The 14,198-nt window shown below is 36.7% G+C and carries 12 protein-coding genes; 9 read left to right on the forward strand and 3 right to left on the reverse strand.

The features are described 5' to 3' along the window. Window positions 1-21: 21 nt before the first annotated feature. A complete protein-coding gene (locus RHO12_06575; GenBank protein WVD65059.1) occupies window positions 22-390 on the forward strand; it encodes a DUF423 domain-containing protein in 369 nt (122 codons plus the stop codon). A gap of 107 nt (window positions 391-497) precedes the next feature. On the opposite strand, the gene RHO12_06580 is transcribed toward RHO12_06575, so the two are convergent. Beyond that, window positions 498-1,175 carry an XRE family transcriptional regulator gene (locus RHO12_06580; GenBank protein WVD65060.1) on the reverse strand — a complete coding sequence of 226 codons (678 nt, stop codon included), beginning with the start codon at window positions 1,173-1,175 and terminating at the stop codon, window positions 498-500. A gap of 388 nt (window positions 1,176-1,563) precedes the next feature. Here RHO12_06580 and RHO12_06585 point away from each other — a divergent pair, with 388 nt between their 5' ends. The 4 genes from RHO12_06585 to RHO12_06600 all read left to right on the forward strand — a co-directional run bounded on the left by RHO12_06585 (window position 1,564) and on the right by RHO12_06600 (window position 4,959). Then, complete coding sequence (locus RHO12_06585) at window positions 1,564-2,172, forward strand: fimbrial protein (protein WVD65061.1); 609 nt, start codon at window positions 1,564-1,566, stop codon at window positions 2,170-2,172. Between the two features lie 72 nt (window positions 2,173-2,244). Continuing rightward, the gene (locus tag RHO12_06590; GenBank protein WVD65062.1) at window positions 2,245-2,937 is read left to right on the forward strand and encodes a molecular chaperone; all 693 of its coding nucleotides are present in this window, start codon (window positions 2,245-2,247) and stop codon (window positions 2,935-2,937) included. A 346-nt stretch (window positions 2,938-3,283) separates the two neighbouring features. Continuing rightward, the gene (locus RHO12_06595; GenBank protein ID WVD65063.1) at window positions 3,284-4,267 is read left to right on the forward strand and encodes a fimbrial protein; all 984 of its coding nucleotides are present in this window, start codon (window positions 3,284-3,286) and stop codon (window positions 4,265-4,267) included. Window positions 4,268-4,683: 416 nt separating this feature from the next. Then, a complete protein-coding gene (locus RHO12_06600; protein ID WVD65064.1) occupies window positions 4,684-4,959 on the forward strand; it encodes a helix-turn-helix transcriptional regulator in 276 nt (91 codons plus the stop codon). Window positions 4,960-5,122: 163 nt separating this feature from the next. Here the strand turns inward: RHO12_06600 and purL are convergent, their stop codons facing one another. Continuing rightward, the gene (gene purL, locus RHO12_06605; GenBank protein WVD65065.1) at window positions 5,123-9,007 is read right to left on the reverse strand and encodes a phosphoribosylformylglycinamidine synthase; all 3,885 of its coding nucleotides are present in this window, start codon (window positions 9,005-9,007) and stop codon (window positions 5,123-5,125) included. Window positions 9,008-9,225: 218 nt separating this feature from the next. Between purL and RHO12_06610 the strand changes: the two genes are divergently transcribed. Beyond that, window positions 9,226-10,551 (forward strand): MFS transporter, encoded by a 1,326-nt coding sequence (locus tag RHO12_06610; protein ID WVD65066.1) that lies wholly within the window; start codon window positions 9,226-9,228, stop codon window positions 10,549-10,551. Window positions 10,552-10,617: 66 nt separating this feature from the next. On the opposite strand, the gene mutM is transcribed toward RHO12_06610, so the two are convergent. Then, window positions 10,618-11,427, reverse strand: coding sequence for a bifunctional DNA-formamidopyrimidine glycosylase/DNA-(apurinic or apyrimidinic site) lyase (mutM, locus tag RHO12_06615; GenBank protein WVD65067.1), 810 nt, complete (start codon window positions 11,425-11,427; stop codon window positions 10,618-10,620). Window positions 11,428-11,651: 224 nt separating this feature from the next. On the opposite strand from mutM, the gene pheA reads away from it, so the two are divergent. From pheA to RHO12_06630, 3 genes are all read left to right on the forward strand, one after another. Further along, complete coding sequence (gene pheA, locus RHO12_06620) at window positions 11,652-12,794, forward strand: bifunctional chorismate mutase/prephenate dehydratase (GenBank protein WVD65068.1); 1,143 nt, start codon at window positions 11,652-11,654, stop codon at window positions 12,792-12,794. Window positions 12,795-12,814: 20 nt separating this feature from the next. Next, complete coding sequence (mutY, locus tag RHO12_06625) at window positions 12,815-13,858, forward strand: A/G-specific adenine glycosylase (GenBank protein ID WVD65069.1); 1,044 nt, start codon at window positions 12,815-12,817, stop codon at window positions 13,856-13,858. Window positions 13,859-13,923: 65 nt separating this feature from the next. After that, a complete protein-coding gene (locus tag RHO12_06630; GenBank protein ID WVD65070.1) occupies window positions 13,924-14,193 on the forward strand; it encodes an oxidative damage protection protein in 270 nt (89 codons plus the stop codon). Window positions 14,194-14,198: the final 5 nt, after the last annotated feature.

Genomic DNA, 14,198 nt, shown 5'->3' on the forward strand with positions numbered 1-14,198 from the left:
TCTAATTTAATTTGACTAATTATGAATCGATTTTTTTTAGCATTCGCTGGTTTTTTCGGCTTAACGGGAATCATCTTTGGCTCGTTATCATCGCATGCTCTCACTCATGTATTGACAAATGATCAACTCGATATTTTTAGACTTGGCATACAATATCAAATGTACCATACGCTTGCTTTATTTGCGGTTGCTGTTTGGCTTAATCACCAGAAAAACCTATTTTTGACCATCGCGGGTTGGTTATTTGCGTTTGGTATTCTCTTTTTTAGCGGTACAATGTATTGCATTACTTATTTTGACTTACCTAATATTGGCACAGCACCGATCGGAGGCTGTTCATTCATATTAGGTTGGCTGTTATTAATTATTGCGGCATGTAAATATGATTAGGGAAGTACAAAAATATTTGTACTTCCCTGATAAAGTATAAATGACAGGTATGTTAATTATTAGATTTAATTTTATAGATTAATCAACCAACCGATTGAATAAGACAATTAAATATCATTAATGACTTGTACGACAATACCAATAACGTCGTATTGTCCAAAATCATTTTTGTGAACCTCTAACGTTTGAGCACTATTATTGTTCTGTAGTAACCAGCCATTGATGGTTAAATGAATGCGCCTTAATAGTGTCATATCGCCATATTCAACTAGATAAATGCCACCATCAACTATATTTCGAGTGCTGGTATCGATAATTAAACCATTATTATTTTTAATTTCAGGCTCCATTAAATTACCTTTAGCCCAATAAATAATCATATCTGCAGGATTTAATCCTCGATAAGCTAGCCACCCTGCTAAAACGGGATAATTCATCACTGGGGGTGAATCTCGAACATATTTTTGAGTTTTTGCTTCTTCAACGCTTGGCATTTGTTTGCTATAGACTGGTATGCGGTGTATTTTTTCATTATAAACAGTTTCATCAGAATTAGACTCAATTTCTTCAAGAGAATATCCGGTTGCAAGCCAATTAAAGGATGCCCCACAGTTTTCAGCGATGATCCCCAAACGACTCAAAGAAGGGTAGGTTTTTCCTGATAAATAATCTCGAATTACCGTCTCAGACATGCCACACTTTCTTGCAAAAGAAGGAACAGATTCACCTTGTATCGACGCTAATAATCTATCCTTAAAAAATTGTATTTTTTCATTTTTTGACATAATTATTCCAATAATAAATAAGCTTATAGCACAACATAATTTTGTTGCATCATACATCACGATCACTTTAAAAAAAACAAAAGCCTCGCAAAAAAGATGTAAAAAAAATTACATTTCTTTAACGCAATTAATAAATTAAAAAATATTTTTATAATTAATTGATATAAAACATATAGTTACCATTTTTCAAAAAATATACAAAAAAAAAATTGCTATGATCCTATTTTTAAATATACTTGCTTTGTCTTTTTTATTCTTTGCTTTTTTGCATAAAAAAGGAATATAAAATTCATTTACACTTAATTTTAACTTTTAAATATATTAATTAAAATTAATAAGCAACCAATCAGTTGTTTATTACTCATTATCACTTTATTAAAGGCATACTATGAAAAAATTATTACTTACAACAACACTTACTTCTTTGCTTTGTGTACCCTTTTCTTATGCAAGCACTCCTGATGCAACTGGCGGACAAATAAACTTTTTTGGTACCGTATCTGATGTTTCTTGTACTATTTCTGTCGATGGGCAAGGTAGTGACGCCAGCGTATATTTACCGCCTGTATCTTTAAAAGAAATACAAGCTGCAAAGGCTGATACGTTATTACGCCCAAAATCTTTCATTATTGATGTAACTAATTGCCAAGCTGCTACTGAAGAGGAAGAAGGAGCAACTAAAACGATTGGTGTTACTTGGACGGGCGGTAATGTCCTATTTGGTGCAACAGGCGTTTCTGCTGGTTATTTAGCAAATACTGAAGCATCAACTGGTGCCAAAAATGTTCAATTTGCTTTAGCTACTGATAGCGATGCAACATTAAAAAATAAAATAGTACCAGGTAGTAAAACGCAGCCAGCTGCAGTTGTTGATACAAAAACAGTCGCGGGTGGTTCACGATTTACTTACTACGTAGGTTATGTTTCTTCTGCACCTCAAACAGCAACAGCTGGTGAAGTGAAAAGCTATGCAACTTATGAGATTACTTATCAGTAATTAAGTATAGAAAGATATAAATACTCAAAATATAAAGCGATAGGATCGCTACCGCTTTATATGGGATTAATTATGAAAGCGTTTACATTAATTTTTGCTCTACTTTTTAGTTTTTATTCATTAGCCGGCAATATTATTATTAATGGTACACGCTTCATTTTTCATGAAAATGCAAAAGAAATCACAATAAACATGATGAATTCAGCTGACAGGCCTGCTGTTGCACAAGTTTGGTTGGATAATGGCGATGAACAAAACTCTCCAGAGATGATAACAATACCTTTTCAAATCACACCTCCAGTAGCAAAAATAGAAGCGAAGGGGGGGCAAGCATTGCGTATCAAAATGCTTGATAAAGAGCACCTTCCAACAGATAGAGAAAGCCTCTGGTGGCTTAATGTTTTAGACATTCCCCCTATGAATACTGATGAAATCAATGCGCTGCAATTAGCGATTAAATCTCGATTTAAATTTATCTATCGACCAACTAATTTAGGAAAGCCAGAATTAGCAATAAAACAATTAATATTTAAGGCTAATAACAAAGAATTAACCATAGAGAATTCAACACCTTTTTATATTACGATTATTAAAATTACTGAAAATAATAAAAAAGCCTATTTAAATAACGAAGCTATTATGCTTGCTCCTAAATCAACAGAAACAATCCGACTAAATAAAGCGTTGAGATCTGGAGAGACACTGATAGTTAGCAATATCAACGACTATGGTTCAACTATAGCTAGCAAAATTATTGTTAAGTAATGTTTTGCGAGGCTAGAGTGATTATAAAAAAACGACAATTAGCAGCGATGAGCATGTTAATAATATGTCCAACTGCTATATTCAATTTAATGATTGAAGGTCTATCTATACGCAGATTTAGCGTAAATTTTTTATTACCTCTCGACTGGTTCAAGAAAAAATCAACATTATTATCAAATAACTTATTAAGTCATTCAAACTCTAGTTCAAATAGATTCACTATAAATAAAAAATTTGAGCATGAGCATGGAGTAACTCACGGAAAAAATACCGTCAATATTAAGCTACAAAGCGGACAATATAGTTTCTCATTTGAAAATGATAAAGCAAAATATAAGGCATTTATGTGAGAAAATTAATAACATTTGCGCTAATTTTTAGCATATTTTTTATCAGCCAAGCTTACGCCAGTTGTATAAAACAAAATGTACCTAGTACCAATATTTATACAGATATGGGCCGCGTCATTGTGAGTCCCAATTTGAAAGTCGGTGATATTATTGCTCAGCAATCATGGCATTTTTCTAGGATAAATCGTGCATTCCTGTGCCAATCAATAGATGATAACTTGGATGGCGAAGTTGTTATGACAAACCTTTCTGCTTACAACGGTACTATTTTTCAGACTAATATTCCTGGTATAGGAATACAGTTTATGCGTGCAGATAGAATTTATCCTTATACTTTTTCAATAAAAAATAACAATACTTATGTGTCAGTTACTGCCGAAAATATTATTGTAACCCTCTATAAAACAGCAGAATATGTTGGTTCAGGAGCGATTGCGCCAGGGTTATACACAAAATATGGTATTAAGTCTGATGTTAACGGCTCTATTTTAAATACCTACATGAGCCAGAATGGAACGACTATTGTGTCTCCTTCTTGTGTTGTCGATAGCAGAACCACTCAAGATATTAATTTGGCTTCGATTAATTACAATCAACTTAAGTCAGTCGGCTCAACGGCGGGTGAAATACCTTTATCTATTCAGCTAAAATGTAGTGGTGGCTCTTCAACCAATACAGGATATAACAATATTAATTTAACATTTTCAGGCTCGCCACCAACAGGAATGAAAAACTCAGATGGTGTGCTCGCAAATACTAAAACATCATCTGATGCTGCTCAAGGTATAGGTATACAAATATTAGGCAATAATAAAAAGCCTCTAGAATTTAATAAAAAACAAAAAATTGGACCTCTAGCAAATACTGCTAATCACAACCTTATTACATCAAATTATACTGTTAGCTACTATCGGTATGCAAAGAATATTACAGGGGGAGAGGTTGAAGCAAAAATGGTATTTAATATTACTTATGATTAGCTCATAAATAGATAAATAAAATATTATAACCTATTATAAAGTTTGCTAGTGCTATAAGGTTTTTTAACAATGAGCCATAAATATTGAGCTAAATATAATAAACTAAAATCATACTTAGCTGAGCAAGCCAATGCAATAATTGCTATATTTGGATTGCTATTTAATACTGTAATAAGTGTTAAAACAAAGTTTTAAGGAAATTAAAAATGCCATCACAGCAAAACTGAGATGGCATATAACGATATATTCTAACATTTATGATTATAATTAAAGCAGCATGTGTTAGTCATACTTTTAAGGACCAATCATTGACCTTAGTTTTTCTCTATCACCATACTACGATAAACGTAGTATTCATGGCAAGTAAAATCTACGATTATCGTAATCTTTGAGAGCATATTGTAGAGAAATCAAAGATGTCAACGCCCCATAAATACCGTGATACATTTTGTAAGAGACTAAAAAATATCAGGCTGGAACGTGGTTTATCACAAAAAGAACTAGGTAAACTTGCAGGGATTGATGAATTTGTGGCAAGTACTCGAATTAATCGTTATGAGCAAGGGATCCACGAAGCTGATATTGAAACTGCAGGAAAACTCGCTCAAGCCCTAGCGGTACCCCTTGCTTATTTTTATGCGGACAACGATAAATTAGCAGAAATGATTTTACTGTTTGACGAAGATAAATAATCTAAACCAATATAAATCACCTATTTCAATTCCTGATGCCATTAGAGAAGCGTAATTAGATTCCATCAAAAAAGCGGCAATAGCTCCTCTATGGTATAAACGAAATTATAGCAGAAAGCATTGTTATCAAGATTTATGCAGGGTTCAAACCGCAATTAGTTGATTAACCTAATTGTTTACGTGCATTACGGAACATTCTCATCCATGGGCTATCTTCCCCCCAACTATCTGGGTGCCATGAGTTACTTATTGTTCTAAATACGCGCTCAGGATGAGGCATCATAATGGTCGCTCGGCCATCTTTAGATGTCACCGCAGTAATTCCATTAGGGGAACCATTCGGATTTGCAGGATAATTTTCCGTCACTGAACCAAAGTTATCGATATAACGTATTGATACTAATTTAGATGCTTCAAGCATAGCTAAATGTTCACTATTTTTAACTTCAACATAGCCTTCTCCGTGTGAAACAGCAATTGGCATATGTGAGCCAACCATTTCATCAAATAGTAATGAAGGGCTTTTTTCTATTTTAACTAAACTAAACCTTGCCTCGAACCGCTCTGATAAATTACGTACAAAACGAGGCCATAGCTCAGCACCAGGAATAAGCTCTTTTAAATTAGACATCATCTGACAGCCATTACAGACGCCCAATGACAACGTATCTTGGCGATTAAAAAATGTTTCAAATTCCTCGCGAACGGGCTGATTAAATAAAATCGATTTTGCCCAGCCCTCACCTGCACCAAGCACATCGCCATAAGAAAACCCGCCACACGCAACTAAGGCATTAAATCGTGCTAATTTTGTATTGCCCGCCAATAAATCAGTCATGTGAACATCAAATGCATCAAAACCTGCGCGGTAAAATGCTGCAGCCATTTCAACATGTGAGTTAACGCCTTGTTCACGTAAAATAGCGATCTTAGGTTTAATGCCTTTAGCAATATATGGAGCTGCTACATCACAATTAGTATCAAAGGTCAGTTTTACATTTAATCCAGGATCTGCTTCAATTTGTTTCGCTTGGTGTTCTTGATCTGCACAATCAGGATTATCACGTATTCTTTGCATCTGCCAAGTCGTCTGTGCCCACCAAGTTCTTAAACTACTACGGTTCTGGCGATAAATTACCTCATTATCGCGGCGAATTATGATCTCATTACCATTTATAGCGCAACCTAAATCATAAACATAATCGCCCAAACCAAATGATTTTAAACATTTTTCAACATTAGTTTTTTCAAATTCGCTAACTTGAATTACAACGCCCAGTTCCTCAGTAAATAAACTAGTTAAAGTGGACGGCCCTAATGCTGATAACTCAATATCCCACCCACAGTGCCCAGCAAACGCCATTTCAAGTAAAGTAACAATCAATCCACCATCAGAGCGATCGTGATAAGCCATAATCTGCTTTTTTTCGACCAGTTGCTGCATTGCCTTATAAAAGTTAGCCAATACTTGAACGTCACGCACATCTGCAGCTTCCGTTCCCAATTGGCGATAAACCTGCGCAAGTGCTGTTGCACCAAGAGTCTGTTCACCACACCCTAAGTCAATAAAGAGCAATCGGTTAGCGGTTATTTTTAGCTCTGGTGTAACCGTTTTGCGTACATCTTCAACACGAGCAAATGCAGAGATAACTAATGAGAGCGGGGCAATCATTTCTTTTTGTTCGCCATCTTGTTGCCAACACGTTTTCATCGACATTGAATCCTTACCAACAGGAATAGCTAGCCCTAATTGTGGGCAAAGTTCTTCTCCGATCGCTTTAACCGCTTGATATAGACCTGCATCCTCGCCGGCATGACCGGCCGCAGCCATCCAATTTGCCGATAATTTAATTCGCTCAATATCGCCAATATTATTAGCTGCAATGTTAGTGAGTGCCTCACCAACGGCAAGCTTCGCAGATGCGGCAAAATCGAGTAAAGCGACCGGTGCCCGCTCGCCAAGGGACATCGCTTCACCATAATAACTATCCAAACTTGCCGTAGTCACTGCACAATCGGCAACGGGGATTTGCCAAGGACCCACCATTTGATCGCGACTGACCATCCCGGTCACACTTCTATCACCAATAGTAATGAGAAACGTTTTTTCAGCGACAACGGGTAGATGTAAAACCCGTTTAATCGCGTCTTCTAGATTAATTGTGGAGAAATCAAATGGCTCCCCGACAGCTTTAAGTGATTTAACATCTCGTTGCATTTTCGGTGTTTTGCCTAATAGTAGCTCAAGTGGCAAATCAATGGGATTGTTATCAAAATATGCGTCATATAATGCTAAATTTTGTTCTTCAGTGGCATAACCAACGATGGCATAAGGCGCTCGCTCTCGCCGACAAAGTGCATCAAATAATGGTACACTTTCTGGTGCGATAGCAAGCACATAACGTTCTTGTGACTCATTGCACCAAATTTCTAACGGTGACATTCCTGGTTCATCGTTAAGAATATTACGTAATTCAAACTGGCCACCACAGCCACCATCGCTAACGAGTTCAGGCATTGCATTAGATAGTCCACCGGCGCCAACATCATGAATAAATAAAATCGGATTATCATCTCCTAATTGCCAACATCTATCGATGACCTCTTGACAACGTCTTTCCATCTCTGGGTTATCTCGCTGCACGGAGGCAAAATCTAAATCAGCATCAGACTGGCCTGAAGTCATCGACGATGCAGCTCCACCTCCAAGGCCTATATTCATCGACGGTCCACCTAGTACAACTAACTTTGAACCTGCAGGAAATGCTCCTTTTTTCACATGTTCACGACGGATATTACCAATCCCCCCTGCAAGCATTATTGGTTTGTGATAACCGCGTAATTCTTGACCATTATGGCTATTAACCTGTTCTTCGTAAGTGCGAAAATAACCTAAGATCACCGGCCGCCCAAACTCATTATTAAATGCAGCCCCGCCAAGTGGTCCATCGATCATAATATCAAGTGCGGACACAATACGGCCTGGCTTGCCAAAATCTTGCTCCCACGGCTGAATGAAGCTAGGGATTCGCAGATTAGATACCGAAAAACCGACTAAACCGGCTTTAGGCTTAGCTCCTCTACCCGTTGCACCTTCATCTCTAATTTCCCCCCCACTTCCGGTTGCCGCGCCTGGCCAAGGCGAAATAGCAGTGGGATGATTATGTGTTTCGACCTTCATCAAAATATCGGCAAACTCTTGATGAAAACTATAATGGCGATCGCTATGATCAGGGAAAAAACGACCGATAAATGAGCCATCCATGACCGCAGCGTTATCTTTATAAGCAGATGAAACATAATTAGGTGTGCATTCAAAGGTATTTTTGATCATTTTAAACAATGATTTTGGCTGAGTTTGATCATCAATAATCCAGTCTGCATTAAAAATTTTGTGGCGACAATGTTCTGAATTTGCCTGAGCAAACATATACAATTCAACATCGCTAGGATTGCGCCCCAATCGCTTAAAGTTATCGAGAAGATAGTCAATTTCATCAGATGCTAGCGCTAGGCCTAATTTAATATTCGCATCATCTAGCGCTCGCCGACCTTGGCTCAATATATCAATAATAGTTAATGTTGCAGGTTGCTGCACGGTAAATAGGTGTTTGGCTTCAACTAATTCCGTCAATATACACTCCATCATTCGATCATGAATTAGTGCGATAAAATCAGCTTGCTCAGCGGCTGTTAATGGCTTGCTTTGTATATAGTAAGCAATGCCGCGCTCTATGCGTCGAATTTGCGCTAAACCACAATTATGCGCGATATCCGTCGCTTTCGATGACCAAGGTGAAATTGTCCCTACCCGGGGAGTAACTAAAAACAGTTGCCCTTTTACGTCTTGCCGAGTCGCTTGAGGACCATATTGTAATAATTTTTTTAACGTTGCTTGCTCATCTAAAGATAATGGCGAAGTTAAATCAATAAAATGAACGTATTCGGCATAAATAGATTTAATCGGGATCTGTTTTTCAAGGCAAGTAGCGAGTAGTTTATTGGTGCGAAATGCAGATAATGCAGGTGAACCACACAAAATTTCCATAAAAAATTCTCTTTTAGGCAAGATAACATTTAGGAACACATAAAGTAGAGCGCTATTATAAATCAAACTGATGAATTTTTGAACCTGATCTTAATATTGAGATGAGAATAATTTGAGCTAGTTAATCATTCAAATTGAAAGTAAATATACACAAAATGATCGCTTAATCGCTAATTACACTTTATAATTTTTGTTAAAATAATTAGAATGGATTGATCATGTTTAACGCTTCCCCCAAAAAAACATATTACCGTTGGTGGGTAATGTCATTTATTTTTGTCATTTATACTATTGCAAATGCAGATCGCGCAAATATTGGTTTTGCGCTACCCTATATTCAAGAAGAATTCGAACTCAGCAATACCATGGCAGGAGTATTAGTCAGCTTATTTTTTTTGGGATATTCACTCAATCAAATTCCATCAGGGATGTTAATCAGTAAAATGGGCGTGAGGAAAGTTTATGCAGGAGGAATGTTTTTTACCTCTATTTTTACTTTTTTTATGGGGATCCTCGACTCTATTTGGGCAATAAAAATCTGCCGTTTACTGGTCGGTGTAGCAGAGGCCCCTGTCGCAGTCGGCTGCAGCGTAACAATCAACAACTGGTTTCCTAGTAAAGAAAAAGGTACCGCTGCAGGTATCTATTTAGCGAGCTCAAAAGTTGGTCCTTTAATTGTTCCTCCACTTTGCGCTTGGATTATAATGCATTTTAGTTGGCACTACATTTTTCTATTTTTTGCCTTCCCTGGACTAATAGGGGCAATCTTTTGGTACATAATGGTACACAATAAGCCGCAAGAGAGCCCATTTGTGTCTCAAGCCGAAATTGATTATATTCACCAAGATGATAAAAAAGAAGCACCTAAAACGCAAAAATTAATCGCCCCCATAATGCCATTTAAACGCACGTGGATTGATAGTATCATTCGAACAAAGCCAGCAAGAACACTGACCTCGACAAGGCAAGTATTTAGATGTTGGGATATTTATGGCGTAGCTATTGGCTATTTTTTTATGGTTGGAACTGTAAGTGTTCTAATGGCTTGGCTACCTAAATACTTACTGCAAGAAAGGCATTTTGCTATTATGAGCTCGGCATTACTTTCTGCTTCGCCTTTTTTAGGAACGATATTTGGTAACTTTTTAGGTGGTTTTCTATCCGATAATCTCTTTAAGAAACGGCGCAAACCATTAATGATAGTTAGCGCGGCATCAACCAGCTTAACCATGTATAGTTTAGTCTACGCGCCTGAAAATATATACTTATTAGGTAGTTTGCTGTTTATAACAGGATTCCTCTTATCGCTGGGATACTCTGCATTTATTGTTTATCCAATGGCCAGAGCAGATAAAGCCAGTTATCCAACTGCATTTGCCATAATCAATATGGGAGGACAATTAGGTGGCATGTGTGTACCGCTTTTTGTTGGGATTATTCTTGACTATTTTAGCTGGGGTGCAGTATTTATAACGTTAGCAATTGGCTCTTTATGTTGTTTAATGCTAGTATTATCAGTCATTGAACCTGAGCCAACTTATTGATACTTAAATAAAGCTAATTTGTACAAGCTAGCTTTATTTAGTGAATATTTAGCTAATATTGATAAATTATTTTTGACAATGTTCACAATAGAATGTATTTCTCTGGGCAATTTTTTTCGCTTTAATTGGTGTATTGCAAACCAAACAGTTTTTTTCTGCACGCCCGTAAACGTGTAGTTGTTGAACGAAGTAACCGGGTTTACCGTCTGACTGCAAAAAATCTTTTAGTGTTGTTCCGCCCTGCTGTATTGATTTTGCTAACACATCTTTGATTGCTCTAACCAATAACGTTATTTCTTTTAGGTTAAGTGTATTGGCCAAACGCATTGGTAGTATTTTAGCCATAAAAAGCGACTCTGAAGCATAAATATTACCGACACCAACAACCATATGATTATCCATAATTAATGTCTTAATTGGTATTTTTTTATTTTTTGCTATGTTATAAAAATAATTTGCATCGAAATCATCGCTGAGTGGTTCGGGACCAAGTTTTTTTAACTGTGGTAACCACTCTAAAAATGGCGTCCATAACCAAGCGCCAAACCGTCGAGGATCAGTGTAACGTAATACCACTTTATTTGTTAACACCAAATCAACGTGATCATGCTTTTCTACTGGTTTGTCCTCTTGCAAAATACGCAGACTACCTGACATACCCAGATGAATAACAATCCAACCTTGCTGCAATTGTAACAATAGATATTTAGCTCGACGCTTTACATCGATAATTTCTTGCCCTATTGCCATTGAAATATCAGGATCAATCGGCCAACGTAACTTAGGCTGACGAATAATAATATCAGCAATAATTTGTTTTTTTAGGTAGGGTACAATACCTAACCGAGTAGTTTCGACCTCTGGAAGCTCTGGCATAATAATGGCTCAATGTGTACATAATAAGTTATCCTAACACAGCTTAACAAATAGCAACAGATCACCCATCTACTCCTCAGGACGAATATTCATACTCAGACTTAATCGTTATGTTACAGCACTAAAATGAGCTATCAATTAAAAAGTATTTGGCCAAAGTTTTTAACTGCTTTGAGATTATTGGTATATAATAAAGAATAATTTTTACTCCAATACTCAATATTATGACAGATAATCCACTGCTACCATTACGACATAAAATCACTGCGTTAGATAAACAATTATTAGAACTTATTGCACAGCGTAGAGAACTCTCTACCGAAGTTGTGAATACTAAAATTAAAGCAAATATTCCAGTAAGAGATATTGAACGCGAACAAGTTCTTGTCAGAACTTTAATTGAACAGGGTAAAAAACTCCACCTTGATGAAATGTTTATTAAGCGGCTTTATCAATTAATTATTGAAGATTCTGTTTTGTTACAGCAACGAATTTTGCAAGAAAAAATCAATAAAAACACGATAAAATCGGCTAAAATTGCGTTCTTAGGACCGAAAGGCTCCTACTCTCATTCAGCAACTCGTCGTTATGCAAGTCACTATTTTGATCAAATCACCGAGTCTAGTTGTTCAAGCTTTAAAGACATTTTTGAACAAGTCGAAAATGGGTTAGTTGATTACGGTATATTGCCGATTGAAAATAGTAGCTCTGGCTCAATTAATGAAGTATACGATTTATTACAAAAAACAAATTTGCATATTATTGGTGAGCTATCTTTACCCATTGATCACTGTATTTTAGCAAATAAACAAACCACATTGGAGAAAATTGATACAATTTATAGCCATCCTCAACCATTCCAACAATGTAGTAATTTTTTAGAAAACTACCCAAATTGGAAAATTGTTTATTGTGACAGTACCTCATCAGCAATGGAAAAAGTTGCAGAGATAAACCAACCCAATGTCGCAGCAATCGGTAATAAAGATGGTGGAGAACTTTATGGTTTAAAAGCCTTAGAACATAATTTTGCCAACCAACAAGAAAATATTACCCGCTTTATTGTATTAGCTCGTAAACCGATTGAAGTTTCCGATCAGATCCCTGCAAAAACAACCATAATAATGAAAACAGGTCAGCAAGCAGGGGCACTTGTAGACGCCTTATTGGTTTTGCGCAACCATGGTATTGTAATGAATAAACTCGAGTCTCGCCCAATTCATGGCAATCCATGGGAAGAGATGTTTTATATTGATTTGCACGGCAATCTTCAAACAATAAAAATACAACAAGCCTTGAAAGAGCTATCATCCATTACTCTATTTTTAAAAGTTTTGGGTTGTTATCCTAGCGATAGCATATTTTGAATTAGCCCGTTAATAATATTATGACAATATCATTTTCTGATTATATTTTAGAGTGGTACGACAAATACGGGCGTAAAACATTACCTTGGCAAATTGAAAAAACACCTTATCATGTTTGGCTATCTGAGATCATGTTACAACAAACCCAAGTTGTAACGGTTATTCCATATTTTAATCGCTTTATTACCCGCTTTCCAACCATAACCGATCTTGCAAACGCCTCTATGGATGAGGTTCTCCATTTGTGGACGGGACTCGGCTATTATGCACGAGCTCGTAACTTACATAAAACAGCAAAAATAATTGCAGAAAAATTTGTGGGTATCTTTCCAACCAAATTTGATGATGTATTAGACTTACCGGGAATCGGCCGTTCAACGGCGGGAGCAATCTTATCCTTATCGCAAAATCAGCATTTTCCGATCTTAGATGGTAATGTCAAACGGGTATTAGCGCGTTATTTTGCCATCGATGGTTGGCCAGGTAATAAAGTGATTGAAAATCAACTATGGCAATTATCAGAACTCGTTACCCCACAACAGCAAGTCGATAAATTTAACCAAGCAATGATGGATATCGGTGCGATGATTTGCACTCGCAGCAAACCAAAATGTACGCTATGCCCCCTCAAACAAGACTGTATCGTTTTTGCAACAGATAGCTGGCAAGCTTACCCGACTAAGAAACCCAAAAAAGAGTTACCAACCAAAACAGCTTATTTTCTTGTACTAGCAAATAATGGAACCGTTTGGTTAGAAAAACGCCCACCGGCAGGAATTTGGGGAGGACTATACTGTTTCCCCCAATTTTCATCGGATGATGATATTGATGTTTGGCTAAAAAAAGTGGGGATTATCGCCCAAGTGCGCTCTCAACTCATTGCTTTAAAACATACTTTTAGCCATTTTCATCTAGATATGGTGCCTATCTATACTCAAATTGAGCAAAATAACGCGTGTTTAGATCAGTCAGATGGTTGTTGGTATAACTTATCATCTCCGCCTAAGATCGGACTTGCCGCTCCAGTTAGTAATTTATTAAGACAATTAGCACTCGAAGTATAATGAACGCTTTTTAGCGAACGTTTTTTCAGCTATAATTTTGAGTACCAAAACGAAGGGAAAAAGATATGAGTAGAATGATTTACTGTCATTTTTTAAAAAAAGAAGCGCCTGGCCTCGATTTTCAACTCTACCCAGGAGAACTTGGTAAACAAATTTTTAATGAAATATCAAAAGAAGCATGGTCGCAATGGATGAAGAAACAGACTATGTTTATCAATGAACACAAGCTAAACATGATGAACCTAGCGCATCGAAAACAAATTGAAGATGAGATGGTCAAATTTTTATTTGAAGGACAAGATATAACTATTGCAGGCTACACTCCCCAAAATTAGCTCTA

The sequence above is a fragment of the Orbaceae bacterium lpD02 genome, from assembly GCA_036251875.1.
Classification (GTDB): Bacteria; Pseudomonadota; Gammaproteobacteria; order Enterobacterales; family Orbaceae; genus Orbus; species Orbus sturtevantii.